The following is a 26154-nucleotide window of genomic DNA, read 5'->3' as shown; positions in this document are numbered from 1 at the left end:
GGTCTTCTGGACTGTACGTCAGCGATTGAAATGATTTAAATGCGTAAGAGTCGACTTGAGCCCTAACGGCCTAAGTTCGCTGAAGGGCCGGCGCATCGTACTGGCAGTTTTTAACTTGAGAGCCGCACCGATCCAGACCTTGTGTCTATGAAGTTTAAAGTGAAACCACGGTCTCAAGATAACCCAGTATCGGGTCGCTGGTTCGCGTCCCATCACAATAAAGCATTATCTCGTACGGTAATTTGCTCCTTTGAAAATGCAGCGAGCGAGAATCAAACCGGCCTTTTTGCGCGATTGTGAATTCAGAATGATTCTAAAACATCGTCATTGAAACTTCACATTCCCTACCGGAAATAGGTGACTGATTTAGTCATGTATTTGCGGGGGCAAAACATAATGCCGAATATTCGAATGAACGTCCGACAGCAGCAAAAGCGCCGATATCTTTCGGCGACGGCTCTGGGCGTGATCTTTCTGGTCGGCGCAACGCCGGTTTTGGGTCAGGAAGGCGACGAGACGGCGACCGACGACACGGTTCTCAAGCCGATCGTGCTCACCGCCGACGAGCAGTTGAAGCAGGCGCCCGGTGTCTCGACCATCACGTCCGACGACATCGCCAAGATGCCGCCTGCCAACGATCTTTCCGAACTCATTCGCAAAATGCCGGGCGCCAACCTGACCGGAACCACGGCTTCAGGCCAGCGCGGCAACCAGCGTCAGATCGAATTGCGCGGCATGGGGCCGGAAAACACCCTCATCCTGATCGACGGCAAGCCTGTGCTTTCACGCAATTCCGTCCGCATGGGCCGCGCCGGAGAGCGCGATTCACGCGGCGACACGAACTGGGTTCCGGCCGACGCAATCGAACGGATCGAGGTGATCCGCGGTCCGGCAGCAGCGCGCTACGGTTCGGGTGCTGCCGGCGGCGTGGTCAATATCATCACCAAACATCCAGAAAAACTCTCCGGCTCGGTAACCACGTATTTCAGCGTTCCGCAGCATTCCGAGGAAGGTGGCACGCGCCGCGGCAGCTTTATCGTCGGCGGCCCGGTCACCGATACGATGTCGTTCCGCCTGACCGGTGGTTACGCCAAAACGGATGCGGATGATGCCGATATAAACGCCGACGCGAATGTAACGACGGACCCGGCTGCGGCCGGCCGCGAGGGTGTCATAAACAAGGACATTCGTGGCCTGCTGACTTTCGAGCCGACGGGCGACCACGCCTTCGACCTCGAAGCCGCATTCAGCCGCCAGGGCAATATCTTCGCCGGCGACCGCCAGCTTGCCGGCACCAATGCGACACTGGATTCGATGATCGGCAAGGAAACCAACGTGATGAAGCGGGGAACGCTTTCCCTTACCCATCGCGGAACCTACGATTTCGGTGATTCCAACAGCTATGTTCAATGGGAAAGGACATTCAACAAGCGGCTGCTCGAAGGTCTCGCCGGCAGTACCGAAGGTGCGATCAACACAAACGAATTCGGCACCAGCCGTCTCGACAATCTGACGGCGAAATCCGAATGGGACATTCCGCTCGAGATCGGCGTGCCGCAGACCGTGACGCTCGGTGCTGAATTCCGCGGCGAATGGCTGGACGACCCGGTCTCCACCCGGCAGGCGGTTGCCACGGGGGTAACGATCCCCGGCATATCCAACAGCGAACGTGATCCCAAGAGCAATGCCTGGATGATCGGCCTTTATGCCGAAGACAATATCGAGGTGACGGATCAGCTGACACTGACACCGGGCGTCCGTTTCGATCATCACAGCGAGTTTGGCGCGAACTGGAGCCCGAGCCTCAACGCCTCCTACGATCTGACGGAAACGGTCTCGCTCAAGGCCGGTATCGCCCGAGCCTTCAAGGCGCCGAACCTGTTCCAGCTCAACCCCAACTACGTCTATTTCACGATGGGCAACGGTTGCCCGGTCGCTTATTCGAACCTCGGCAACGGTTGCTATGTCGTCGGCAATCCGGATCTTGACCCGGAAACGTCGATCAACAAGGAAATCGGCATCAATTATACCGACGATGACGGCTGGAATGCCGGCATCACCTATTTCCACAACGACTACAAAAACCGGATCGCGGCCGGCGTGGTGCCGGAAGGCGTTTCGAACACTGCCCAGTATTTCCAGTGGTACAATGTTCCCGAAGCCGTCGTTTCCGGGCTTGAAGCGAACCTTGCCGTTCCGATCAACGATGTGCTGACCTGGTCGACAAATGCGACCTACATGATCGAATCGAAAGACAAGCAAAACGGCCAGCCGCTATCGCTCGTGCCCGACTATACGATCAACACATGGCTGGAATGGCAGGCGCGCGAGGATCTGTCGCTGACGCTTTCCGCGACCCATTATGGCAAGACCGAATCGCCGACGCTGACTGCAACGACGGGCGGTGCGGTGACAAATACGGAGCCGCGCGACCCCTATACGCTGGTCAATCTGGCGGTAAACTATGACGTCAACGAACATTTCAGGGTTGGCGCAGGCGTCACCAATGTCTTCGACAAGCGGGTTTTTCGCGAGGGAAGCGGCAATGCCGCCGGTGCCAACACGTATAACGAGCCTGGCCGCACGTTCTATGTTTCATTGACGGCGAAATTCTAGACCGCCATAACCCAGGCCGCTTGGAAATCGCCCTTCATGGGCGGTTTCCCTGTATTTTACGAGTTGCGAACCGGGGAGCGGCGATTGAACGGTCCGGCCTACATTACCGACATCGCCTATGTGCCGCGCTTTCACAGGGAGCACTCTCCCGCCTGGCTTGTGGCAACGCTGACAGCCCTGGGCTTTGCATCGCCGCCGATCCGCGGTTCCCGCTGGTGCGAAATCGGCTGCGGCGACGGTTTTGGCGCCTGCCTGCTGGCCGCCGCCAATCCCGATGCGCATTTCACCGGTATCGATATCAATCCCGCCCATATCGAGGCTGCGCGCCGGCTGGCATCGGAAGCGAGGCTTGGCAATATCGAGTTCCACCTGCTCGATATTGCCGACGACCGGCGGAAAGCCGCGCCGTTCGAATTCATCGTTGCGCACGGGATCTATTCTTGGGTCGCGCCACATACCCGGAACGCGATCATGCGCTTTGCAGCGCAATCCATTGCACCGGGAGGCGTGTTCTATCTTCACTACATGACGCAGCCGGGTGCCGCGCCTTTCTCGCTGTTCCAGAGCATTTTTCGCCAGATGGTGGCTGCAGAGAACGGTCATGTGGAGCGTGGGATCAGAGCCGGTCTCGATCTTCTCGCAAGGCTCAAGGCGACGAATGCCGGGTTTTTCGTCGCCCATCCCGCAGCCGCCGCGACGCTTGATCATCTCGCCAAGGAAGACGTGGCCTATATCGCCCATGAATATCTTAACGATCACTTTGCGCCGCTGCATGTGGCCGAGGTAATGCAGGCGGCAGCCGGCATGGGACTTCGCCTCGTCGGCAGCGCGACACCCATCGAGAATATCGACGCACTGTCCGTTCCCGGCAGCGTCATGCCGGTGGTGCAGGATGTAAAGGACAGCGTCTTGCGGGAGACGCTGAAGGATGCGGCCCGCAACCAGGCGCTGCGTCGTGACCTCTACATGCGCGACCCGAAGCCATTGGATCCCGCACGCCATACGGCCGCATTGAACGACATGGTTTTCGGGCTGCTGCCCGGTGGGCCGGTTTCAGGCCCGTTGACGATCGACACCCGCATCGGCCCGATCGAACTGCCGGCCGCCCATGTGGCGCCGCTGCTTTCAAGATTGTCAAAGGGGCCGGCATCGTTTGCGCAAACGCAGCATGCCGAGCCGAGCCCGGTGCCGACCGGGCTTCTGAACCAGATCCTGCATGCTCTGATGGGTGCGGGGATCGTTCACCCCCTGCCGGGCATGGCGATCGATACGGCGGCCTGCGACCGACTGAATGCCATCCTCGTCGAGCGTATCCGCAACGGAGCGAAGGTCCCGGCTCTTGCTGCACTGGAAATGGGCTCGGGATTGCCCTTGTGGCGAGCCGAGCCGTAAATCGGAGACGGCTATTTCGACAACGTCAGGGCGCGGGATGAGGCTGCTGCAAGACCGTCCAGATCGGCATGGAAGGCGACTTCCTTTTTGTCGTCGAGGCCGGTTGCAACGAGGCGAAGCTCGGTTCCGGTGTGCAGTTTCTGCAGAAGTTCCGGCTCGATGATCGCTGCGGCGTGGCAGCCGTATTCGCTGCATCCCTGGATCGACAGCGACGTAGATGGCGCCGCCTGATCGATGGCGATCTTGACGCCGCTTGCAATATCGATGCTGAAGGGCAGGGTGATGACCGTCTGGGCACGGCCGGCATCGACTGGTGTCAATTCGATGGATGCCTGCTGGCTGACGCCTTCGAGCCTTAAGGGCTGCCCGATGACGCAGAGTTTTTTCATATTGCTGACGCCGCAGGTCAGTTGCCAGCGGCCGTGGATTTCGCTGACCTGATTGCTTCCTTCGAAAGCGCCGAGCCCATTCGACCTATCGCCCTTATGCTGTGCCGATGCAAGGTCGGGCAGCAGGGCGAAGGCAAGTGATGAAACCAGCGCTATCGCGGGGGCAATCCTGCCTGGCCCGTTGACCCGATAGTTGATCTTTCCGGCGCGTCTCGGGTTGCGCCTTGCCCAGAGATCGGAGGCCTTTTCCAGGCAATCCTCGAATCTTGCCTCCACCCTACCGGAGAGGGAGAGGAGGGCCGTTGCCGCTGTGTGAAGTATCACCGTTTCCGCCTTCGGATCACGCGCGGCACCCGACCAGACGGCGCGCCAATATTCCCGCTGGCTGAGCATGCCGGTCGTGCCGGCGCGGCCGGTGCGGACGGCGGGCACGACGGTATCGACCGACTGGCCACCGGCGAGACGGAAGATCTTCACCGCCTTGTCGGGCGCGAGTTCGGCGATATCGCGCGTCGAGCCGATAACCGCAATGTTTTCGACCTCAAGCTCACGGGCCGCATCACGGTAAAGATCGCGTCGCGAAGCCTGTGATGCACCGACGACGGAAGCGGGGGCGATGAGCGGATTGATCAGGTTAACGGCCGCATTGAGCGGATTGCGCATTTCGAACAGGGGGTAAAGCGCAAGCAGGCTCTGGACCTGCGGAGCAATCGCGCCGATCGGCATGTAGGCGATATTGCCGTACTGAAACGCCGCTTCGACCTCGTGTACCGAAATGCAGACGGGGATATCGGCATCGCCGGCAGCCGTTTCCAGTTTGCCGTTGGCCGGGCCGCCGCCGAAATGGCCGTGCATCAGCACCTTGTAGCCAGCCATGGCGACCAGCCGGGCCGAGTGGATGAACCACGGGGCGGTCTGCAGACGCGGCGAAACATAGGCGGGCCAGTCGAGATCCGGCCTGATCGTGCTCATCGACACGCCCTTGATGGAATTGCGGATCCCGTCGGCAAACCCCGCAAGTTCACCCGCCGTCGGACCGCGATACTGGATCGTCATCAGCAGTGCGCCGATCTGAATAGGGTCGCCCTGTCCCTCGAGGATGATCGACACGGCATCGCGAGCTTCATCGACCGTCAGGGGACGGCTTCGGCCAGGCCCAGGCGCCGTGGTTGCGATATAACGAGCAAGACGCCGGTGCGGATCGGCATTGTCGCCGATTGCCGCGAGCCGCCTTGCGTGACTGTCCGGCGTGGGGGCCGCATCCAGTTGGTCCACCGGGGTGACGCCCAAGGGCAAGGCCTTGAGCAGGCCTCTGCCGTGCCAGTCACCTCCGGTCGGTTGCGTCCCGGCGACGGCCGGATTGTTGGCAGCCGGCGAGAGCAATGCGTCTGTCTCGACACTGAAGGCACGCACTCTCAGCCGAAGGGCTTCGGCAAACGGTGTCGGCCGCATGCCGCGGCCGGTTCGCACGAGGATGGGATCGTCGTAATGGTCGCGAAGCTCCCCGAGTATCCGGCTGACGGCAGAGACCTGCATGCCAAGGCTTGCAGCTGCCGCACTGACGCTGCCTTCGCGCAGGAGTGCATCCAGCGCGATCAGGAGCTTGATCTGGGACATGCTCGCCCCGCCGCCGATCGTCTTTTGCGCAACCAGGCTCCTATCCTTCGCCCCCATCAATCATCCCTCAATATGAGACGCCAATTTGCGGCGACGGCAAATTAGAATGTCTCTAAAAAAACTTCGTTGACCGCCTGGCCGGGTCTACATAACTATACCGTATCGCTCAACTTAAATACGCGCATCACGGCAAATGTGATTTCCCTTGATGTGGCATAAGGATAGATCATGGCTGTCTTCTCGCGCCGTGCGGGTATCGCAACGCTTGTCGCCGGTTTCGCTTCGCTGGCTTTTCTCTCAGGTCCGGTCGGTGCCGCCGATATCACCATCAAGCATGCGAGCGGTGAGACCGCATTCAGCAAGCCGCCGGTCAAGGTGCTGACCTACGATATCGCGACGCTCGACACGCTGACGGCGCTCGGCATCGAGGTGGCAGGCGTGCCCGGCGGCAACAAGCCGGATTATCTGTCGAAATATGCAGGCGACGGCGTGGCCAAGATCGGCACCTTGTTCGAGCCGGATTACGAAGCCGTTGCCGCCGCGCAACCGGACCTGATCGTGGTCGCCGGGCGCTCGCGCGCCAAATATGCGGAACTTGCCAAGATAGCGCCGACCATCGACCTGACGATTTCGCCCGAGAATTTCCTCGGGGAGGCCGAGGAGAATGTGCGCAAGCTCGGCACGTTGTTTGGAAAGCAGGAGCAGGCCGAAGCCTTGCTGGCAAAGCTTGCGGCATCGAGCGCGCAACTGAAGCAGAAGTCGGCCAATACCGGCAAGTCGCTGCTGGTGCTGACCACCGGCGGCAAGATGAGCAGCTACGGCCCCGGCTCGCGTTTCGGCATGCTGTTTTCCGACTACGGCTTCCAGCCGGCGGAGACGACGGGTTCCAAGGGGACGCACGGCAATCCGGCGTCTTACGAATACATTCTGGAAAAGAATCCCGACTGGCTTTTCGTCATCGACCGCGATGCCGCGATCGGTCGCGACGGCGCTGCCAGGTCCATGCTCGACAACGAGGTCGTCGGCCAGACGACGGCCTGGAAGAACGGCCATGTCGTCTATCTTGATGCGACCTCCTGGTATCTCGTCGGTGGCGGTATCACCGCCATGCAGAAAACCGTCGACCAGCTGCTCGCCGCCGTCGACAAGACGTGATCGGCAGACGCACCATCCCGCCTTTAAGGGGAGCCGCGCGAAAGCGCGGTTCTCGTCGTTGCTAGAGAATAAGACGCCTTGAAATCTCTCATCCCTGCATTGTTGCTGATCTTCTGTCTGGCCGTCGTCAGCCTGTTCGTCGGGGTGAGCGACGTATCGCTTTGGTCGGTCCTGAATGGCACGGCGGACCAGCGACAGGTGATGATCCTTCTTGCCAGCCGCGTGCCGCGCACGATTGCACTTCTCCTGGCCGGATCGGGCATAGCGATTGCCGGAATGATCCTGCAGATGCTGGCCCGCAACCGGTTCGTTGAACCGTCGACGACGGGAACGGTGGAATCCGCGGGTCTCGGCATGCTGGTCGTGCTGCTGCTTGCGCCCGACATGCCGGTCATGGCCAAGATGTTGGTTGCGGCTGTCTTCGCGCTTGCCGGTACCGGCATGTTTCTCGCGGTTTTGCGCGCCATTCCGTTGCGCTCCGTGCTGATGGTGCCGCTGGTCGGCATCATGCTCGGGGGCATGATCAGCGCCGTCACGACATTTTTCGCCTATCGTTTCGACCTGTTCCAATCGATGGGCGCTTGGGCGAATGGCGATTTTTCCGCCGTGCTGCGCGGCCGCTACGAGACGCTGTGGGTGGCGTTCGCACTGACGATCGCGGCCTATATCGCCGCCGACCGTTTTACCGTCGCCGGCATGGGCGAGGAGTTTTCGACCAATCTGGGCCTCAACTATCGGCGGATCATGGCGATTGGCCTCGTCATCGTCTCGATGGTGACCGCAAGCGTGGTGGTGACCGCAGGCGTCGTGCCGTTCCTCGGCCTGATCGTGCCGAATATCGTCAGTATGGCGATGGGGGACAATCTGCGCAAAAGCCTGCCCTGGATCGGCATTTGCGGCGCAGGCCTGATCCTTGCCTGCGATATTGTCGGGCGCACGATCAACGCGCCGTTCGAGATCCCGGTCGGCACGGTGCTCGGCATTATCGGCAGCCTGTTCTTCCTCTATCTGCTCTTGAGGAGGCAGAGCCGTGTCGCCTGACGAGATCCGCAAGTCCTCCCGGCTCATCCTCCTCTGCCTCGCGGCGCTGGCGCTCATCAGCATGGTGGCGTTCATGACGCTCGGCGCCAAGGGCAGTTGGTCCTTCGTCTTGAGCTTTCGCGGCACGCGGCTGGCGGCGATGCTGATCGTCGCCTACGCGATCGCCGTCTCGACCGTGCTGTTCCAGACGATTACCGGCAACCGCATCCTGACCCCGGCACTGACGGGGTTCGATGCGCTTTATGTGCTCTTGCAGACATCGATCGTCTTCCTGTTCGGTGCCGCCACTTTGACCGGACTCGATCCGCAGCTGATGTTCATCGCCGAAGTGGCGATCATGGTGGGGTTCTCGCTGGCGCTTTACCGGCTTCTGTTCGGCTCCGGCCGGCATAACGTTCATCTCGTCGTGCTGATCGGCATCGTGCTGGGAGGGCTGTTCCGCAGCATGTCCGGCTTTCTGCAGCGGATCATCAGTCCCGACGATTTCGTCGTGCTGCAGGACCGCCTGTTTGCCAGTTTCAATGTGACGGACCAGACGCTGGTGGGCGTTTCGGCGCTATTGATCGGTCTGGTGACGATCGCGATCTGGCGGATGTTCTCGGTGTTCGACGTGATGATGCTCGGCCGCGATACGGCGGTCGCGCTCGGTGTCGACCATAAGGCGATGACGATGAGGATCCTCGTTCTCATCTCGGTTCTGGTGTCGATCTCCACCGCTTTGGTAGGGCCGGTGACGTTTTTCGGGCTGCTGGTGGCAAATCTTGCCTATATCCTGATGCCGGCGGCGAAACACCGGATCATGCTGCCCGCTGCGGTTCTGGTGGCGATCATCTGCCTCGTCGGTGGCCAGACGATCCTCGAACGGGTGTTTGCCTTCGACACGGCGCTTTCGATCATCATCGAATTTGCCGGCGGGCTGTTCTTCATTGTCTTTCTTCTTAAAGGTCGCGTCAGATGATCGGTATTTCCGGCGTCAGCAAATCCTATGGCCAGACGGTGGTCATCGACGATGTGTCGCTGACATTGCCGAAAGGTGGCCTCACCTCGATCATCGGTCCGAACGGGGCGGGAAAATCAACGCTGATGTCGATGATCGCAAGGCTATTGCCGATCGATCGCGGCACGGTGATGGTCGACGGGCTGGACGTGGCGCTGACGGCGGGCGATGCACTGGCAAAGCGGCTGTCGATCCTGCGCCAAGACAACCATCTGGCGGCGCGGCTGACTGTTTCCGATCTCGTCTCCTTCGGTCGTTATCCCTACAGCAAGGGGCGGCTGACGGACGAAGACCGTGGGCATATCGAACGGGCGCTCACCTATCTGGGGCTGGATGAGCTTAAGCACCGGTTTCTCGATGAGCTTTCCGGCGGCCAGCGGCAACGGGCCTTCGTCGCCATGGTTCTGGCGCAGGATACCGACTACATGCTGTTCGACGAGCCGCTCAACAATCTCGATATCCGCCATGCGGTGGCGATGATGAAGCTGTTGCGCGATGCGGCAAAGGATCTCGGCAAGACGGTGGTCGTTGTGTTGCACGACATCAACTTCGCCTCCTGTTACTCCGACCATATCGTCGTCATGCGAAGGGGCAGGCTTTTCAGGCAGGGAGTGCCGGAAGAGATCATTCGCGAAGAAATTCTTATCGAGACCTACGAAACTGATTTCAAGGTGCGCGACATGGACGGCAATCGGATCGCAACATTTTATTGAGCGCTCATCGTCAGCCGAGACTTGGCTCTCAGGCCAAGTCGGATTCTATCGGTGAAACTCAAAGAATCGATCGTTCCAATTCTCAGAAGGATAGCAGATGAGGTTGAAACGCGAAGCTGTGAGTTCATACTGAAACGCGACCTGCGTGGCGTTCCAAGCTAACCTGCGTCCCGCATCTGAGCGAGCAGTTTCTTACGAAAGACTTCCGCAGGCGGAGAATCTCACGCAATTGGAAATTGGAATAGCAGGGACGCAGGTTCGGCCCTAATCAAGAGCGGGACGAAGATGCCCGGCCCAGATGCAGTATGGTAAAGGCGTCCGGGCCGAGCATCTCATCCGATCTTACGCAGCTTCCCAAACCTGATCGGGGATCTTGGCGGCCGGTGCGGCCTTGTCTGGCGGTAGGAAGCGACCATAGTGCTGTTGCACGACATCAGGTGTATCCTGAATGGCGTAGCTCGCCTGCTCGTAGGATCTGGTCTGCTTCAGAATATTCGTCGCGAGAATGCCCCGCAGGTTATGCGGACCGTGCGGAAGCAAGTCTCTTATCGCGCCTCGCCCGGTGTCAGGGTTATAAATTCCATAGCGTTGGATGACGGTCCGCCAAGCCTCGTAGAATGTGGTCGAGTTGTGGGCTGCATCGATGCTGGTCGTCTTCACCGTCTTGACGAACAGGGTTCCGGGATCTTTGGCTCCGCCGAGCAGAACTCCACGGCTTTTCGATATAAGCGTCGAGGTATTTGTAGAGGTCGAGCAAGTCAGGCAGGATCAGCCGGAACGGCCTCTTTCCGAAGAATGAGGAGCCAGAGTTCTTGAATGCGACCGATGGGATAAGGACCTCCCACCCATGATCGCGATCACTCCAGCGCAGCTCGCCGCATTTCAGGTCCTCAAGCCGGCGTTCCGATGTCGGATAGTGTCCGCGCGGGCAGACACGCAGTTGACGGAGGTTCTTTTGTCTGAGGCCAAGTCGGAGGAGAAGGAAGGACCTGACAGCTTCGGCCGCCGGCCGCGGATATCGGCTTTCATCCGGCATACGTCTCACGATCTCATCTGTGATCTTCCGATATTCCGCCAGTGGACTATCGGCCTCGAGGACACACATGATCGGCTCGAACGGGTCGCGATGAACAGGCATGACGCGTTGATGGCTCGCCTGGTGACGTGCGAACAACGGCCCCCAGCCCGGACTGGTGGGCGTCATGTTGAGCCAGCCGTTTAGCAAGAAGCATCTCCATGCTCCTTGTTCGCTCCGACAGAGCCGAAGGACCGGCGTATATTGATAGACCACCAGCATGCCGATGGCGGCGAGGCTCATCAAAAATGGGGTCGCAACAAGCTCCCGTCAGCGATGAACGATCTGGCTGAACGCCGGGTCAGCCTTTTGAAGGCTTTGTTGTACAAATTGCGGATCTAAATTCTAATCCTTTTAAGACCAAAGAGTTTTTCACTAGTCCGACCACGGGAGTACCCCGTGGTGTCGGTACTTCAGGCCGTTATCGACCATACTAGAGGCTTTCGACGCACAGAGCTATGCCCATTCCGCCGCCGATGCAGAGCGTTGCGATGCCCTTCGTTGCGTTGCGGGCTTTGAGCGCATGCAGAAGCGTTACCAGAACACGCGCACGGGATGCGCCGATGAGATGGCCGATGGCGATCGCACCGCCGTTGACATTGACCGGGTCCCAGCCGAGATCCCTGTTGACCGACACCGCCTGTGGGGCGAATGCCTCGATCAGGTCGAGATCGTCGATGCTCCAGCCAGCCCTGATGTAGGAGAGGATGGCGCCCGAAGAGCCGACCAGCGCGCCGGTTTGTTCCGGCGGCAATTATCGGACATGTCGGAGATGGCAATTATCACGTCGTTTTCGCCGTCGATCCGAACAATCAGACCGAACTCGACGAAGTCGCGGCGAAGACCGCCCTTGGCGTTCTCACGCTGAGAGACGACCGCATAAAAGGCGTTGTGGCGGGCCTTCCAGAGACGGTTGCTCCTCCGCGGCGTTCGCCCATTCGAAGTCTCGACTGCCGTTTTCCTCGACGATGGCGACCATTTCCGACCTGTTCCTGCACGCCTACCGGAGAGCCGTGAAATTCGAAGGCGAGCGTATCCTCTGTCTTCCGCGAGAAGTTGGAATAGGCGTTGACGGCATTGATCAATCCGCGGTCCATCAGTTCCATGCGCGCGACGGGAATGCTTTCGGCAGCACATAGCCGCACGATCTCCGCAACGTCTTCGGTCGTCTGAGCAAAAACGACCGCATCCGGGATGGCCGGCATGTGATGGGATTCGCCACGGCCATGCTGTTCACGCAGGGGCTGCGACGTCGAATAACGGTCGCCAAAACGATTGCTCAGCGCTGGAGAAAGAGACATGCGAAAATCCCGATCAAATATTTATTGGATGCAAATCATGCGACCTTCGCGGCGGGCGATGACCTCAGGCAACCAGTTTGTCACCTTTGAGGTGACGGTCGTGGAAGGGCAGGTAAGGCGATGGAAGGCGCGATCCAGGCAATCTTCTGGCTACCAAGCCTGCAGACCGAACGGAGCCTGAACTTCGTTGGTAACTACAAGAAGGAATATGGCGGCGAAGAGCCCAACAACCATGCTTACTCCCATTGGGAAAGCATGCATCTCCTGGCAGAAGCGATCAAGGCGGCAAAGAGCAGCGAGCCGGAGGCCGTGCGCGACGCACTCAAGACCATAAAGTATGAAAGCGCTGTAGGATCGGTCCAGTTTGACGATCACAACCAGGCAAAGCTCCCGATCATCCTTCTCGAGATTGCCGAGGGTAAAATTGAAGCCCGCGGCAATGTGACGGGCGACATCACCTACCCGAAGTAATCGTTGCTCCCGCTAGGCGGGTGGCTTGCTTGTCAGAAGATCATCGAGGGCTGCCTCCGATATTCTCAGAGGCGGCCTTCGACTGCTGCGCGGATATGCGAGCGGCTGACGCCAAGGTCCGACAGGCGGGCGTCGTCGAGAGCGCGCAGTTCGGCAATGGCGCGGCGGGTACGGATATAGGCCTTTACGGTGTCCTGCAGTCTCATGTGTTCTTTCCTTCATCTAAATGCTTAATACATGAGCATTCAGCCGGAGAAAATACAGGCATTTGCCTGCATGGAAGGCATGCAAATTTCAGATGTCTGAGGGTGGTTTGGGGTCGAGTTTCCCGGCATAAGGAAACGCTATAGCGGCAGAAAGGAGTTGTGTTGGCCAAAGGTCCAGACATCAACCTACTCTGGCTGAAAGATTAGCAGAAAGTTAATCAATAAGAACCGCATCAGCGGCAGGAGGCGCCCGGCCCGAGGGCCGGAAAAATATATCCGAAAAACGGAGTGGGAACATGACACGTACAATCACACGCAGGTTTCTTCTGGTTTCCGCAGCAGTGGTATCAACAACCATCGGTGCTGGGTCGATGACGACGGTCAATGCCGCCGAAACCATCAAGCTTGGCATTGTCGCTCCGATGAGCGGCCCCAATGCGCGTTACGGCGGTTTCTCCATGCACGGCGCTGAGCTTGCCGTGAAGGATATCAACGACGCCGGCGGCATCAACGGCATGAAAATCGAACTCTTCAACGCCGACAGCCAGGGAACCCCGGTCGAGGGCGTATCGGCCACGCGCCGCCTGATCGACCAGGATGAAGTCAGCTTCATCATCGGCGACGTTTCGAGCTCGGTGACGCTCGCGATGCAGCCAGTCGCCGAAGATGCGGAAGTCCTGCTGCTGAACGCTGCCTCATCGAACCCGAAGATCACCTATCAGGCTGGTGTTGGTGGCTTCAAATGGACTTACCGCAACTATCCGACCGATGAAAACCGCGCGCTCGTCGTAGCCAAATACGCGGCCGAACAACGTGGTTTCACCAAGTTCGCCGTCCTGTCCGTCGATAGTGACTATGGTCGCTCAGCCGTCACCTTCACCAAGAAGTATCTGCCGGATTTCAAGGGCGAGATCCTGAGCGAGGATTACTACAAGGAAGGCGAAGTTGACTTCCGCAGCGTGCTCGCCAAGATCCGCGACAATGGCGCCCAGGCGATCATCATGTACGGTCTCGCCGATACCACCCCGATCATCGCGCGTCAGATCCTGGAACTTGGCCTTGCAGGCAAGGTCACGCTGATCGGCAACGGTGAATTCAACACCGAGAAGACCATCAAGGCCGCACCGAAGGCCATGGAGGGTGCCATCGAAGCCGCCGCCTGGCTGCCGCAGTATGACTCTCCCGCCAGCAAGGCATTTGTCGAGAAATTCACAGCAGCCTACAACGAGGCTCCGAACAATCACGCCTACGTTCACTGGGATACCGTGAACCTGCTCGCCCAGGCGATCAAGGAAGCCGGAAGCGCCGACAAGGAAGCCGTGCGCGAGGCCCTCTCCAAGATCAAGTACAAGAGCCCTGTCGGTGACGTCACGTTCGACGACCACAACCAGGCCCGGCTGCCGATGATCCTTCTTCAGATCGAGAACGGTAAGCCGAGCATCAAGGGTGCCTACACCGCCGAAATCCAGTACCCCGCGAACTGATCCAGACCTGAAGGGGTACAACCATGTTCTCGACTCTTCTCGAGCAGGTGGTGAACGGCATCGTCACAGGTTCCGTTTACGCTATCGTCGCCGTCGGCATGACCATGATCTTCGGTGTGCTGAGAGCTATCAACTTCGCTCATGGCGAATACTACATGCTCGGCACGTTCGGGGCGTGGTTCGCCACCGACTATCTGGGTCTTTCCTACGAGGCATCGATCGTGGTCGGCGTTCTGTCGACCGTGGTCGTGGCTTACGTGGTCGGCCAGTTGGTCATGCGCCGAATGGTGGGGGCGCCGGCGGAGTCCGGCGTGCTCGCCACCCTCGGTGTCGCACTCATTCTGCAGAACACCGTGATCTTCGTCTTTGGCGGTGGCTACAAGTTCTTCTCAGGGGGGTATATCGAACCTGTCTCGATCCTTGGCTTCACGCTTGCCGAGCAGCGCATCATCATTCTCGTCGTCTGCCTGCTGGTTTTCGTCGGTCTGGAGCTGATGGTTACCTACAGCCGTCTCGGAATGGCAATGCGTGCCGTCTCGCAGAACGTGGAATGCTGTGGTGTCGTCGGCATCGATGTTCCTCAGGTGGTGTTGCGCACTTTCGTTCTCGGTGCGGCGCTTGCAGCTCTCTCCGGTGTGCTGACTGCTCCGGTGAATGTCAGCGTCTATGGCGGAATGGGGGAACTCATCACGTTCAAGACGCTGCCGATCATCATCATGGGCGGTCTCGGTAACGTGCGCGGCACGTTCGTCGCTGCCATGATCCTCGGCATCGCCGAGAGCCTCGTCGCTACCTACATCGGCCTGCAGTACCGCGACACCGTTGGCTTCGCGACGCTGATCCTGATGCTGATGTGGCGTCCGCACGGCCTGTTTTCGACGCAGGCGCGCTTTTAGAAGCCGCGCCCGCCGAACCCTCTCGAACTCCGAGGACCTTACATGTCTCTCACTGACACCGCACCACAGGCACGGCGCCGCGATCTGCGCATCCCGCTTGCCGCAATCCTGGTCGTGGCGGCGCTCGCAGCACCGTTCATTGGAACGCGCTACGTCACCCACTCGCTGATCATTGCTCTGATCTTCATGCTTCCCGCCCACGGTCTGAACCTGCTGGTCGGCTACACTGGGCTTCTGTCGCTCGCGCAGGCTGCCTTCTTCGGTATCGGCGCGTATACGGCAGGCCTCCTGGCTGTTCATTACGACACGCCGTTCTACGTGAACCTGCTGGCGGCGGGGCTCGTGTCAGGCCTTCTGGCTCTTCCTCTTGGCATTCCCGCCCTGAGGTTGCGCGCTACCTCGTTTGTGATGTGTACGCTCGGCTTCGTCATCATCGGCCAGGCAATCGCCAAGAACTGGATCTCGGTCACTCGTGGCGACATGGGCCTGTCCGGCATTCCCAAACCCTACTTTGAACTCGGTCCGCTTTCCTTCACGGTCACCGGCACGACCAGCTTCTATTATCTTGCCCTAGCCGTTGCTGCGCTTGGAACCCTTGCAGCCTGGGCGATTGTACGATCGCCGGCAGGACGCAACATGGTCGCCATCCGTGAAAACGAGACTCTGGCGGAATCCCTTGGTGTCCCGACCTGGCGCTACAAGCTGATCGTCTTCATGATCAGCGCCGCGTTCGCCGGAGTCGGTGGCAGCCTCTACGCCCACTACCTCACCGTCGTTAGCCCGCTGACGTTCCAGATGTACTACTCCACGACGATGCTCATCATCGTGCTGGGTGGCGGCGCGGGAATGATCTCCGGAACAGTATTCGGCAGTCTCCTGTTCGTCGGGCTAACGGAAGCCCTGCGTGTCGCCCCTGAAGTGCGCATGATCGCTTACGGTTTCTGCCTTCTCGTCCTCGTGTTTTGGTTCAAAAAGGGCTTTGCTCCTCTGATCAACCGCTTCTGGAATGCGATCGGAGGTTCGAAATGAACGCGCACCTTCCAATCCTCGAGATCAAGAACCTTAGCAAGTCCTATGGTGCCGTGAAGGCCGTCAACGATGTCAGCATGCACATCAACCGCGGCGAGATCGCCGGGCTGATCGGCCCGAACGGATCCGGCAAGTCCACCTTCTTCGACTGCAGTACCGGTCTTGCGCGTCCAGATACGGGCAAGGTCGTCCTCGACGGTCAGGATATAACGGGATGGTCCCTGAACCGCATCGCCCGCGAGGGGCGAATGCTTCGGTCCTTCCAGAAGACGGTCACGTTCAAGGCGCTCGACGTGGAAGAGAACCTGATCATCGCGGGCCAGATGTTCACCTTTCCGACGCTGGCGTCTACCTTTGGTTTGGGCAAGCTGTCTCGCAGCCGCATCGCCGCTCTGCGGGAGCGGGCGCGGGAACTGATCAAGATGGCAGGCCTGTGGGATGTCCGGCATCAGCCTGCGGGCAACCTGTCCGGTGGCCAGCAGAAACTCATCCAGTTCGCATCCATGCTCATGCCGGAACCGAAACTGATACTGCTCGACGAGCCGATGGCAGGCATCAACCCGAAGATCATCGAGCGCGTTGTCGACACCATCCAGTATGCGAACAAGTCGCTCGGCGTGAGCTTCCTCGTCATCGAGCACAACATCGACGTGGTGACCAGCATCTGCCAGCGCGTCGTCGTTCTCGATCAGGGCGCGAAGCTCGTAGAGGGTCTGCCGCACGACATCATTCAGGATCAGCGCGTAAGGGAGGCCTATCTTGGTGGCTGACAGCAATCTTTCGATCAAGGGCCTGCGCGCAGGCTATGGCAATCTCGACATCCTCAATGGCGTCGATCTTGACATTCCAGCCGGGCAGTTCGTGGCGCTCATGGGGCCGAACGGAGCGGGCAAGTCGACGCTTCTCAAGACGCTCTACGGTATGACTACGGTCAAGGAAGGGAGCATCGACTGGCGTGGCGAGGATATCGCCGCCTCCAAGTCGCGGGCGATCCTGGGCGAGGGCATTTCTTTCGTTCCGCAGGGGCGCTGCAACTTTCCGGTCATGACTGTCGACGAAAATCTCCAGATGGCCGCCTACACAATCCGCGACGCGAAGGTGAAGGCGGACCGTGACTATGTCTACGATCTCTTCCCGATCCTCAAGACACGTCGTTCGACGCTCGCGGGAAACATGTCCGGCGGTGAGCAGCAACTGCTCGAAGTCGCCATGGCCGTCCTGCAACGTCCGAAGGTCCTGCTGGTCGACGAACCGTCTGTCGGCCTGTCGCCAGCCGCTATTGGGATTGTCTTCGACGAGCTGCTGCGCTTGCACGCTGACGGAATGACAATCCTGCTCGTCGAGCAGAACACGAAGAAAGCGATGGAAGTAGCCCAACGAGCTGTAATCCTTCGTCTGGGCAAGGTCATCTGGGATGGCACCCCCGAGGACATCACCCATGACGAGCTCGGCGAGCTGTTCCTCACAGGAAAGATGCGCGGCGAGCTTGAAGCCGCGCACTGACGACGTTTCAGCATACAGCAATTCGAGGAAATACCGATGAGCACTTTCGTGCCAGCATCCCGCGTGTCCAGGATCAAGGTTTCTCCGAGCACGGCGGCCGCCGCTCGAGCCCGGGAACTGAAGGCAGCAGGTCGTGACATCGCCGACCTGACCGTGGGCGAGCCCGATTTCGATACGCCGGAAGACGTCAAGGCCGCTGCGCACGCGGCGATCGACCGTGGTGAAACCAAATATACCTCCGTCAACGGCACGCCTGCATTGCGCAAGGCCATTATCGGTGATTTCGCAAAACGTGTCGGCATCCAATACGCCGACAACGAGATCTGCGTCGGTGGCGGAGCAAAACAAATCCTGTTCCTGGCGCTCATGGCAAGCGTCGAGAACGGCGCCGAGGTCATCATTCCGGCGCCATACTGGGTGTCCTATCCCGATATGGTGATTGCAAACGAGGGCACACCTGTCATCGTGGCTTGCCCGGAAGAGGTCGGGTTCAAGCTCACGGCAGAAGCGCTGGAAAGAGCAATCACGCCGAAGACGTTATGGCTTATTCTCAATGCTCCTTCCAACCCGACCGGTGCCGCCTATGACGAGGCGGAACTGAAGGCGATCGGTAAGGTTCTTCTGCGCCATCCGCATGTGATGGTTCTGTCGGACGATATCTACGACCAAGTCTGGTTCAGGGACGAGCCGATGAAGACCCTCGTGGCGGTCGTGCCTGAACTCAAGGATCGGGTCCTGCTGACCAACGGTGTGTCGAAGTCGTATGCCATGACAGGATGGCGCATTGGCTACGGAGCGGGACCGGGCGCGCTTATCGCCGCCATCAACAAGCTGCAATCGCAGATGTCGTCCTGCCCGTCGTCGGTTAGCCAGGCGGCAGCTGCACATGCGCTCGCCAATGACCAGAAATTCGTCTCGGAAAGCGTCGCGGTTTACAAGCAGCGACGCGACTATACCTGTGCCCGCCTGAACGCTATTCCGGGGCTGTCCTGCATGGTGCCCGACGGTGCTTTCTATCTCTACCCGAGCTGCGCCGGCGTGATCGGCAAGAAGACGCCGGATGGGAAGATCATCGAGAACGATCTCGATTTTGTACTCTATCTCCTCGACGGCGTTGGGGTGGCGGCGCTCCAGGGCGCTGCGTATGGCCTGTCTCCCTATTTCCGGATCTCGTTCGCAACGTCGATGAAAGTGATCGAGGATGCGTGTAACCGCATCGAGCAGGCAGCCGCGGCTCTGTCGTAGACTGCATCTAAAAGGCGGGGAGGGCTTGCTAAGGTCCGCCCCGCCGTCTTAGGGTCTCCGCAAAAAAAGCGGGGAACAATGAGCGTAGACTTCAAGAAACTCAAAAGCTTCGTCAAGATCATCGATACTGGAAGCGTGTCGCGCGCCGCCAGTATCCTGCGTGTCGCCCAGCCCGCATTGTCGCAGCAGATCGCTTCGCTCGAACAGCATTTCAAGCACCAGCTCCTGATTCGCAGCAATGTTGGCATCACCCCGACCGAGGCAGGCCTCGTCCTTTACCGTCACGCCCAGATCATGCTCAAGCAGATCGAGCAGACGCAGACAGATATCGAGCAGTCAAGTCGCTCTGTGTCCGGGCGTGTGTCGATCGGGCTGGCGACGTATTCGTCGTCCAGCGCGCTTTCTCTACCTCTCATCAAGGAGATGAGGGCGCGGTATCCTCATATCACCGTTCATATCAACGACAGTTTTGGGCATATCCTCAGCGAATTGATCATGACGGGCAAGATGGACATGGCGCTCATCTACACGTCGGATCCGATCAAGGGGGTCACCCTGCAACCGCTGTTCCGCGAGGAAATGTTCCTAGTCTCTCCGGCAGATATGGAGCTGCCCGACAAAGCGGGTAACACGCTTCCATTGTCCGCACTTGATGCTCTACCGATGCTGCTGCCGAGCAAGTCGCATTTCCTGCGGCGGCTCATCGATGACGCGCTCGGGCGAGCCCGGTCGAAGCCTGAAGTCATTTCGGAGGTGGAATCCGTCCCGGCGCTCGCTGCAGCTGTTCTCGACGGCCTCGGATCAACGATCCTTCCGGCCTCCGTCGTTCTGGAGACGGCTAGCTTCCGAGGCGCACAACTGCATCCTTTGAATAAGCCTGTTATCGACGCTACCGTTTCGCTCTGTATCTCCGATCACCTGCCATTGTCGGAACCTGCACTGGCGGCGCGGTCCGTCCTTCTCGACATCGTTGCGAAAATGCAGAATGGCCAGCATCCGGGTATCCGGGCGGTTTAAATGGCTAAGGGCTTACGACACGCCTGCAGGTCCACTACTGACATGCACGGATGTCGGACTGATCTTTAGACCCGGTCGAACACTGATGTCAGGTCGCCCCATTGTCATAAGCAAACCCTATGGCGGCAGACTGTAGTTGTGTTGGCCAACCAAAGCCGAACTCTCCTAACCTCTCTCCAGTGAACGGGCCTGGCCAATGGGTCCGCAAAGCAGCGCCAAAGCTGCAAAGGTCGCTCCGAGGGAAACAATGGCAAAACTGGCTTTCGATACTGGCGGTACTTTCACCGACTTCGCACTGCTCGATGACAGCGGCGAACTTCATCTTCACAAGGTTCTGAGCACCCCGAAGAATCCGGCAGAGGCCGTCGTTCAGGGCGTCTCCGAGCTTCTGGAAAAGCATGCCGCGACGATCTCCATTGATGGGTTACAGGTGCTCGGCGCAACGACCGTCGTCACGAACGCGGTTCTGGAGCGAAAGGGCGTGGAGACGGGCTTCGTCACCACGGACGGTTTCCAGGACATGCTGCGGATCCGTAACGAGGGCCGTTACGATCTCTACGATCTGAACATCAAGTATCCCGATCCGCTGGTTACCCGCCAGAATAGCTATGGCGCCGAAGAGCGCATCGCCGCCGACGGCGAAGTGATCACCGAGCTCAGGGAAGAGACAGTTCGCGAGATCGCCGGCCGCCTGAAGGAGAAAGGCATCCGCTCCGTCGCCGTCTGCCTTCTACACGCCTATAAATATCCCCAGCACGAAAAGCGTGTTGCCGCTCTTCTGCGCGAGGAAACCCCGGACATCTTCGTTTCGCTCTCGTCGGAAGTATGCCCGGAGATGCGCGAGTTCGATCGCGCGTCCACAACGGTCGTCAACGCTTATACCCGTCCACAGATGGCCGGCCACGTCGCGCATCTGGAGCGCGAGTTTGCCGAGAAGGGCATCGATCGCCAGGTTCTCTGGATGACGTCTTCCGGTGGCCTTGTTCCGAGCCGTCGCGCCGCCGAGCTTCCGGTGCGCCTGATCGAATCCGGTCCGGCCGCAGGTGCCGTGGCCGCTGCCGAATTTGGTCGCACGGCCGGAGAAGATAGCGTCCTCTCCTTCGATATGGGCGGTACGACCGCCAAGCTTTGCCTGATCCCCAACGGCGAACCGAATGTCGGTACGGATCTCGAAGTTGCCCACTATCAGCGTTTCCGCAAGGGCTCGGGCTTCCCGTTGAAGATCCAGTCGATCCAGATGATCGAAATTGGCGCAGGTGGTGGATCGATCGCCGCCAAAAACCCGCTCGGCCTGCTCGATGTCGGCCCGCATTCGGCAGGCGCAATGCCGGGGCCAGCGGCCTACCAGCGAGGCGGCACGCAGCCGACCGTGACCGATGCCGACATCCTTCTCGGCTACATGGGTACCGAATCGTTCGTCGGCGGCTCCTTCAAGGTCTCCAAGGATGCGGCGCACGAGGCAATGTCGAAGCTCGCGACGGCGCTTGATGTCTCCGTCGAACGCTGCGCCTGGGGTATCCACGACCTCGTCAACGAGTCCATGAGCAAGGCTGCCGCCATGCATGCCACGGATCTCGGCGTCGATCCGCGCTCGCTGCCGATGGTGGCCTTCGGTGGTGCGGGTCCAGTTCATGCCTACGGCATCGCCCTCAAGCTCGGCATCTCCCGCGTGATCTGCCCGACTGGAGCCGGCGTATCTTCGGCAATCGGTCTTCTGATTGCTCCGGTCGCCGTCGATCTGTCGGCAAGCTATCCGATGGCGATCGATAACTGGGATCTCGACGCCATGAACCGTCTGCTCGACGATCTATCGGGGCAGGGCGCCGAGGTCGTGTCTGCGGCTGGCGTGCCAAAGGAGACCATCACCAACCGCTATACGGTCGACATGCGCCATGTCGGTCAGGGTCACGAGATAACCGTCGTCCTGCCGGATCGCAGCCTGTCGAAGGAAGAGTTCCTCGGAGAACTCAAGGCAAGATTTTTCAAGCTCTACCAGGAACTGTTTGGTCGCACAGTCGCTGCACCTCTAGAAGTCATCACCTGGAGGCTCCGCGCCAGCGGCGAGAAGGATCAGGTCACACGGCCACATGACGTAGTCGTCGCCGATGCAAGCAAGGGAAGCCGTCAGGTCTACTTCCAGGAGATTAACGGCTATGTCGAGACGACGGTCTACGATCACTACAAGCTGCCGGTCGGCGAAGCGGTCAAGGGACCTGCCATCGTCGAACAGCGTGAATCGACGGCGGTCGTCGGCCCAAGCGGCGTGTTCCACGTCGATGGCCACGGCAACCTCGTGATCAACATTCTCTAAGGGGCGTCCAGATGTCGAAACCCGCAACAGATTTCAACGATCCGATCAATCTCCAGGTCATGTGGAACCGTCTCGTGTTCATCGCGGACCAGGCTGACAATGTTCTCGGGAAGACCGCATTCTCGCCGATCGTTCGCGAAAACCACGACTACGTGACCGTTCTTCTCGATGCCAAGGGGCAGGCGCTTGCGCAGTGCACCTGGTCCATCCCGGTGTTCATCACTTCGCTTCCGGCGGCTGCCCAGAAATATTTCCTGCCCAAATTCCCGGCCGAAAGGCTTGAGGAAGGTGACGTGCTGGCGACGAACGACCCGGAAATCGGTACGGGCCACCTGCCGGACGTAACGATGATCACGCCGATCTTCAAGAACGGCAAGGTCGTGGCCTATGCGGGCTCGATTGCGCATCTTCCCGATATCGGCGGCGCGCCGCTGCATTCAGAAGCCAGCGATATCTTCGCCGAAGGCATCCGCTTCCCGATCGTCAAGCTGCTCAAGAAGGGCGTTCCCAACGACGACATCTTCGACATCATCGAAGCATCGGTCCGCATGCCTGTCGAAGTGCGGGGCGACCTGGAATCCATGATCGCAGCCAACAACGTCATGGGTCGCGAACTCGTCAAGTTCCTCGACGAATACGGTCTCGACGACGTGGAAGGTTTGGCGGAGGCGATCCATTCTCGTTCGGAAGCGCAGACCCGCAAGGCGATCCGCGAATGGCCGAACGGCGCATACGGCGCCGAGGTTCTGCTGGATGGCTACGATGTCGATGTGACGTTGAAGGCGACGGTTCACGTCAGGGACGATTCCGTCCATGTCGACTACACGGGAACCTCCGATCAGGTTCTTCACTCGATCAACTGCCGCACGAACTATCGCTACGCGCATTCGGTCTACGCGCTGAAATGCCTGCTGGATTCCGAGACACCGAACAACGAAGGCTGCATCATCCCGATCACGGACGAGGCACCACTCGGATGTATCCTCAATCCCGAGGAATGGACCGCTGGCAACTCTCGTAACCTGATCGGTCACGTCATCCCGTCGCTGATCTTCAAGGCGCTGGAAGGCATCGTCCCTGAAAAGGTGCTCGGCGACAGCGGTGGTGCACCAATCTGGGCTGCCAACTGCGTCGGCCAGCGCAACGACGGTAGCCAGTATTCGTCCGTTCAGAACTTCCACGGCGGGCAGGGGGCTCGCTCTGAGTTCGACGGCCTCGATACGCTCAGCTTCCCGTCCAACTGCAAGGTCACGGCCGTCGAGATGTTCGAGGTCGCGGTTCCTGCCCTCATGGAACGCAAGGAACTGATCGCGGACTCTGGCGGCGCGGGCAAGCACCGCGGTGGTCTCGGCCAGCGCGTCATCCTGCGCAATCTCGGCCGCACACCGATGAACATCTATCTTGCCTCCGAACGCGTCCGTCATCCGTGCTTCGGCGTGGTCGAAGGGCAGAGCGGTTCCGCAGGCAAGGTTATCAAGGAAGGCAACCCGCATTTTCCGAAGGGCAAGATCGTCCTGAAAAACGGTGAACGCCTTGAAGTAAACACGCCCGGCGGCGGTGGCTGGGGTAAGGCAAGCGAACGATCCCGCGAACTTATCGAGCAGGATCTTGCTGAAGGACTCGTCACGCCGAATGCCGCCAAGGAAATCTTCGGTTACTCTGGCGCTGCCGCGGTTGCGGCGGAATAGGAGATACCTGTGGCATTGCTTAAAGGAAAGATCGCTCTCGTGACGGGCGCAGGGTCGGGGATCGGTCGCGAGACCGCCATGCTTCTGGCAAAGGAAGGCGCGATCGTCGTGTTGACGGGGCGCCGCCTCGACCCTCTTCGCGAGGTTGCGGATCTGATCGAGAGGAAGAAGGGCACGGCGGTCGCCCGCTCGCTCGACATCGAATCCCGCCAGGCCATCTTCGACACGGTCAAGTCGGTCGAGGAAGCTGTCGGCCCGATCGACATCCTCGTCAACAACGCCGGATCGGCGAGCAAGGTTCTCAACGCCCGCTTCATCAGCGAGGAGGAGTGGAACTCGACGATCAACGTCAACCTGACAGCGGTGTTCAACCTGACGCAGGCGGTCCTGCCGGGAATGCTCGCGCGCGAGGACGGTACGATCATCACCGTGTCTTCGCTCGCCGTCGTCAACCCGAACCTTCTCGGCGGCGTCGCCTATGGTGCGGCGAAGGCGGGCGTGAAGAATTTCATGACCTTCCTTCACAACACCTATCGCAACCAAGGGATACGCTCGACGACAATCCTGCCGGGCGAAACCAACACCCCGATCATGGATAACCGGGCTCGGCCTCCACTCAAGGAAGAGCGCGCAGTGATGATGGATCCGCTGGAAGTAGCACGCGCGATCACGCTGTGCGCCAGCCTCGGCAAGAGCGCCGTCATTCCGGAACTGCACATCTGCCCAGTTCACATGCGTGACACTTCGGCGGATATCGAAACGGCCCGCTGGGTAGGAGCGCCGGCCGATACGCCGGACATGCCGAAGAAAAAATAAGGGAGAGGAAAATCATGAACGGAGCAAAGCTGCGCGCCCGCCTTGCGGCGGGTGAAGCCATCAGCATGTTCACGCCACACCACACGCATTCGGGCCTTTCGGCCCGTCTCGTGGAACTGGGCGCCGATGCGGTCTTCGTCGACTGCGAACACGGCACCTGGAGCTTCGAGGACGTGCGCGAGGTCGGTCAGATCGTCAGAGGCGCAGGCGGAGCCGCCATTGTGCGTCCTCAGTCGCACGAACGGCCGCTGATCATCCGCTATCTGAATGCGGGTGCGGACGGGATCATGGTGCCGATGATCAGCAATGCAGACGAAGCCCGGGCGGTCGTGGATGCCGTCCGGTACGCCATTCCGGCGGACCACGAGAAACGTCTGGTGATCGCCATGATCGAGACGGTCGATGCCATCGAAGAACTCGACGAAATCGTCAAGGTCGAGGGTATCGACGTCTTTTTCATCGGTCCTGGCGACCTGTCGCAGGACATGGGATACCCGCCGGCTCCGCCATTCGGCGATCCGCGCCCGGATATAGTCATGGACAAGGTGGCAGTCGCCGTCGACAAGATCCGCGCTGCCGGAAAGATCCCAGGAACGCTCGCCACGCTCGACGAAATCCCGCATTGGCGCAGCAACGGTGTGCAATTCTTCTACGTCCACTCGGACCCGTTCCTGCGGCGTGGTCTGGCTGCCGTCAAAAGCGCGCTGGCCTGAGAATAGAGCATGGTTTCCGGCCTCTCCGATCGATCTGACCACCGAGCACTGGTGCGTTTGAGATCGCCGGTGACCGCAGTCGCTCGATGAAGATTCAGCGTCCTCTTTGACGAGCTTCGATCCTAATCACTTGCCGCTCGCTTTCCATGCTGGCGGCAAGCTGTTGGACTATCAGACGGTGATGAACGAGACGCCGGAGCACGTTGAGCCGGCATATGACGGATTGAGTTTCGAGATTGATGTGCCGCATGCTGAGTTCTGATTGCACTTTAGCAGATCTCGGCAAGCTCAGGGCGGCTATGGGATATCAGCTTGTTCCATAATATATGTTACGCGATCTTGCGTGTGTAGCGGGGCAGATTCCATTTTCAAATGCAACGAGGACAATAATGGCCATGGTTTCAGGAGGATGGAATGGCCCGCTCCTTTGTGCAGTTGAGTTTTGACGAACGTCGCGTGATCGCGCGCATGTATGAGAA

Annotated in this window: 21 protein-coding genes and 4 pseudogenes; 20 read left to right on the top strand and 5 right to left on the bottom strand. The window is 59.5% G+C overall.

Going from position 1 to position 26154, the window contains the following annotated elements; genetic code table 11:
* Positions 1-411 precede the first annotated feature (411 nt).
* On the top strand, positions 412-2616 hold the full coding sequence (locus tag FHP24_RS27625) for a FepA family TonB-dependent siderophore receptor (RefSeq protein WP_139679463.1): 2205 nt from the start codon (positions 412-414) through the stop codon (positions 2614-2616).
* A gap of 36 nt (positions 2617-2652) precedes the next feature.
* Positions 2653-4008, top strand: coding sequence for a class I SAM-dependent methyltransferase (locus FHP24_RS27620; protein WP_139679462.1), 1356 nt, complete (start codon positions 2653-2655; stop codon positions 4006-4008).
* 11 nt (positions 4009-4019) lie between these two features.
* Here the strand turns inward: FHP24_RS27620 and FHP24_RS27615 are convergent, their stop codons facing one another.
* On the bottom strand, positions 4020-6014 hold the full coding sequence (locus FHP24_RS27615; protein WP_180356154.1) for a glycosyl transferase family protein: 1995 nt from the start codon (positions 6012-6014) through the stop codon (positions 4020-4022).
* Between the two features lie 228 nt (positions 6015-6242).
* Here FHP24_RS27615 and FHP24_RS27610 point away from each other — a divergent pair, with 228 nt between their 5' ends.
* The 4 genes from FHP24_RS27610 (at position 6243) to FHP24_RS27595 (ending at position 9920) form a co-directional block, all read left to right on the top strand.
* A complete protein-coding gene (locus FHP24_RS27610) occupies positions 6243-7169 on the top strand; it encodes a siderophore ABC transporter substrate-binding protein (RefSeq protein WP_139679460.1) in 927 nt (308 codons plus the stop codon).
* 78 nt (positions 7170-7247) lie between these two features.
* Positions 7248-8210: an ABC transporter permease gene (locus FHP24_RS27605; protein ID WP_139679459.1), complete on the top strand. Its 963-nt coding sequence runs from the start codon at positions 7248-7250 to the stop codon at positions 8208-8210.
* Positions 8211-8214: 4 nt separating this feature from the next.
* Positions 8215-9168, top strand: coding sequence for an iron chelate uptake ABC transporter family permease subunit (locus tag FHP24_RS27600; protein WP_394344677.1), 954 nt, complete (start codon positions 8215-8217; stop codon positions 9166-9168).
* Positions 9165-9920 carry an iron ABC transporter ATP-binding protein gene (locus FHP24_RS27595; protein WP_139679458.1) on the top strand — a complete coding sequence of 252 codons (756 nt, stop codon included), beginning with the start codon at positions 9165-9167 and terminating at the stop codon, positions 9918-9920. Before FHP24_RS27600 ends, FHP24_RS27595 begins: the two co-directional genes overlap by 4 nt.
* A 342-nt stretch (positions 9921-10262) precedes the next feature.
* Here FHP24_RS27595 and FHP24_RS27590 read toward each other — a convergent pair.
* A pseudogene (locus tag FHP24_RS27590) lies at positions 10263-11091 on the bottom strand (hypothetical protein); the annotation flags it as partial.
* A gap of 337 nt (positions 11092-11428) precedes the next feature.
* Positions 11429-11689, bottom strand: a pseudogene (locus FHP24_RS27585) (acetyl-CoA C-acetyltransferase); the annotation flags it as partial.
* A 47-nt stretch (positions 11690-11736) separates the two neighbouring features.
* On the opposite strand from FHP24_RS27585, the pseudogene FHP24_RS29295 reads away from it, so the two are divergent.
* Positions 11737-11835: pseudogene (locus FHP24_RS29295) on the top strand (FAD-linked oxidase C-terminal domain-containing protein); the annotation flags it as partial.
* 6 nt (positions 11836-11841) lie between these two features.
* Here FHP24_RS29295 and FHP24_RS27575 read toward each other — a convergent pair.
* Positions 11842-12200, bottom strand: a pseudogene (locus FHP24_RS27575) (FAD-binding oxidoreductase); the annotation flags it as partial.
* Between the two features lie 216 nt (positions 12201-12416).
* Between FHP24_RS27575 and FHP24_RS27570 the strand changes: the two are divergent.
* Positions 12417-12767: an ABC transporter substrate-binding protein gene (locus tag FHP24_RS27570; protein ID WP_139679457.1), complete on the top strand. Its 351-nt coding sequence runs from the start codon at positions 12417-12419 to the stop codon at positions 12765-12767.
* 65 nt (positions 12768-12832) lie between these two features.
* On the opposite strand, the gene FHP24_RS27565 is transcribed toward FHP24_RS27570, so the two are convergent.
* Complete coding sequence (locus FHP24_RS27565) at positions 12833-12973, bottom strand: DUF1127 domain-containing protein (RefSeq protein WP_139679456.1); 141 nt, start codon at positions 12971-12973, stop codon at positions 12833-12835.
* Between the two features lie 296 nt (positions 12974-13269).
* On the opposite strand from FHP24_RS27565, the gene FHP24_RS27560 reads away from it, so the two are divergent.
* From FHP24_RS27560 to FHP24_RS29495, 12 genes are all read left to right on the top strand, one after another.
* Positions 13270-14457 carry an ABC transporter substrate-binding protein gene (locus tag FHP24_RS27560; RefSeq protein WP_139679455.1) on the top strand — a complete coding sequence of 396 codons (1188 nt, stop codon included), beginning with the start codon at positions 13270-13272 and terminating at the stop codon, positions 14455-14457.
* 23 nt (positions 14458-14480) lie between these two features.
* Positions 14481-15353 carry a branched-chain amino acid ABC transporter permease gene (locus FHP24_RS27555; protein WP_139679454.1) on the top strand — a complete coding sequence of 291 codons (873 nt, stop codon included), beginning with the start codon at positions 14481-14483 and terminating at the stop codon, positions 15351-15353.
* Between the two features lie 42 nt (positions 15354-15395).
* Entirely contained in the window at positions 15396-16382 is a 987-nt protein-coding gene (locus FHP24_RS27550; protein WP_139679453.1) for a branched-chain amino acid ABC transporter permease, read from the top strand.
* The gene (locus tag FHP24_RS27545) at positions 16379-17152 is read left to right on the top strand and encodes an ABC transporter ATP-binding protein (protein WP_139679452.1); all 774 of its coding nucleotides are present in this window, start codon (positions 16379-16381) and stop codon (positions 17150-17152) included. The genes FHP24_RS27550 and FHP24_RS27545 overlap by 4 nt, the downstream gene beginning before the upstream one ends.
* Positions 17142-17885 carry a branched-chain amino acid ABC transporter ATP-binding protein gene (locus FHP24_RS27540; protein ID WP_139679451.1) on the top strand — a complete coding sequence of 248 codons (744 nt, stop codon included), beginning with the start codon at positions 17142-17144 and terminating at the stop codon, positions 17883-17885. Before FHP24_RS27545 ends, FHP24_RS27540 begins: the two co-directional genes overlap by 11 nt.
* A gap of 36 nt (positions 17886-17921) precedes the next feature.
* Positions 17922-19130 (top strand): aspartate transaminase, encoded by a 1209-nt coding sequence (locus tag FHP24_RS27535; protein WP_139679450.1) that lies wholly within the window; start codon positions 17922-17924, stop codon positions 19128-19130.
* A 78-nt stretch (positions 19131-19208) separates the two neighbouring features.
* On the top strand, positions 19209-20147 hold the full coding sequence (gene nac, locus FHP24_RS27530) for a nitrogen assimilation transcriptional regulator NAC (protein ID WP_139679449.1): 939 nt from the start codon (positions 19209-19211) through the stop codon (positions 20145-20147).
* A gap of 247 nt (positions 20148-20394) precedes the next feature.
* Complete coding sequence (locus FHP24_RS27525) at positions 20395-22458, top strand: hydantoinase/oxoprolinase family protein (RefSeq protein ID WP_139679448.1); 2064 nt, start codon at positions 20395-20397, stop codon at positions 22456-22458.
* 11 nt (positions 22459-22469) lie between these two features.
* Positions 22470-24146, top strand: a complete 1677-nt coding sequence (locus FHP24_RS27520) for a hydantoinase B/oxoprolinase family protein (RefSeq protein ID WP_139679447.1) — start codon at positions 22470-22472, stop codon at positions 24144-24146.
* A 9-nt stretch (positions 24147-24155) separates the two neighbouring features.
* The gene (locus tag FHP24_RS27515) at positions 24156-24962 is read left to right on the top strand and encodes an SDR family NAD(P)-dependent oxidoreductase (protein ID WP_139679446.1); all 807 of its coding nucleotides are present in this window, start codon (positions 24156-24158) and stop codon (positions 24960-24962) included.
* A gap of 14 nt (positions 24963-24976) precedes the next feature.
* Positions 24977-25675, top strand: a complete 699-nt coding sequence (locus FHP24_RS27510) for an HpcH/HpaI aldolase family protein (protein ID WP_139679445.1) — start codon at positions 24977-24979, stop codon at positions 25673-25675.
* 106 nt (positions 25676-25781) lie between these two features.
* Positions 25782-25937, top strand: coding sequence for a hypothetical protein (locus tag FHP24_RS29495; protein WP_394344676.1), 156 nt, complete (start codon positions 25782-25784; stop codon positions 25935-25937).
* Positions 25938-26154: the final 217 nt, after the last annotated feature.

This window comes from Aliirhizobium smilacinae, assembly GCF_006335145.1.
GTDB classification, from domain to species: Bacteria; Pseudomonadota; Alphaproteobacteria; order Rhizobiales; family Rhizobiaceae; genus Neorhizobium; species Neorhizobium smilacinae.
The sequence above is the reverse complement of the archived record's forward strand: the minus strand, read 5'-3'. Positions and strand labels throughout refer to the sequence as shown.

What these genes read in the sequence shown, in the direction of transcription:
- FHP24_RS27610 (WP_139679460.1), top strand. Translation starts at nt 6,243, where the DNA reads ATGGCTGTCTTCTCGCGCCGTGCGGGTATCGCAACGCTTGTCGCCGGT.
- FHP24_RS27595 (WP_139679458.1), top strand. Translation starts at nt 9,165, where the DNA reads ATGATCGGTATTTCCGGCGTCAGCAAATCCTATGGCCAGACGGTGGTC.
- FHP24_RS27565 (WP_139679456.1), bottom strand. Translation starts at nt 12,973, where the DNA reads ATGAGACTGCAGGACACCGTAAAGGCCTATATCCGTACCCGCCGCGCC.
- FHP24_RS27535 (WP_139679450.1), top strand. Translation starts at nt 17,922, where the DNA reads ATGAGCACTTTCGTGCCAGCATCCCGCGTGTCCAGGATCAAGGTTTCT.
- FHP24_RS27525 (WP_139679448.1), top strand. Translation starts at nt 20,395, where the DNA reads ATGGCAAAACTGGCTTTCGATACTGGCGGTACTTTCACCGACTTCGCA.
- FHP24_RS27555 (WP_139679454.1), top strand. Translation starts at nt 14,481, where the DNA reads ATGTTCTCGACTCTTCTCGAGCAGGTGGTGAACGGCATCGTCACAGGT.
- FHP24_RS27625 (WP_139679463.1), top strand. Translation starts at nt 412, where the DNA reads ATGAACGTCCGACAGCAGCAAAAGCGCCGATATCTTTCGGCGACGGCT.
- FHP24_RS27570 (WP_139679457.1), top strand. Translation starts at nt 12,417, where the DNA reads ATGGAAGGCGCGATCCAGGCAATCTTCTGGCTACCAAGCCTGCAGACC.
- FHP24_RS27520 (WP_139679447.1), top strand. Translation starts at nt 22,470, where the DNA reads ATGTCGAAACCCGCAACAGATTTCAACGATCCGATCAATCTCCAGGTC.
- nac (WP_139679449.1), top strand. Translation starts at nt 19,209, where the DNA reads ATGAGCGTAGACTTCAAGAAACTCAAAAGCTTCGTCAAGATCATCGAT.
- FHP24_RS27620 (WP_139679462.1), top strand. Translation starts at nt 2,653, where the DNA reads ATGGGCGGTTTCCCTGTATTTTACGAGTTGCGAACCGGGGAGCGGCGA.
- FHP24_RS27545 (WP_139679452.1), top strand. Translation starts at nt 16,379, where the DNA reads ATGAACGCGCACCTTCCAATCCTCGAGATCAAGAACCTTAGCAAGTCC.
- FHP24_RS27615 (WP_180356154.1), bottom strand. Translation starts at nt 6,014, where the DNA reads ATGTCCCAGATCAAGCTCCTGATCGCGCTGGATGCACTCCTGCGCGAA.
- FHP24_RS27550 (WP_139679453.1), top strand. Translation starts at nt 15,396, where the DNA reads ATGTCTCTCACTGACACCGCACCACAGGCACGGCGCCGCGATCTGCGC.
- FHP24_RS27560 (WP_139679455.1), top strand. Translation starts at nt 13,270, where the DNA reads ATGACACGTACAATCACACGCAGGTTTCTTCTGGTTTCCGCAGCAGTG.
- FHP24_RS27510 (WP_139679445.1), top strand. Translation starts at nt 24,977, where the DNA reads ATGAACGGAGCAAAGCTGCGCGCCCGCCTTGCGGCGGGTGAAGCCATC.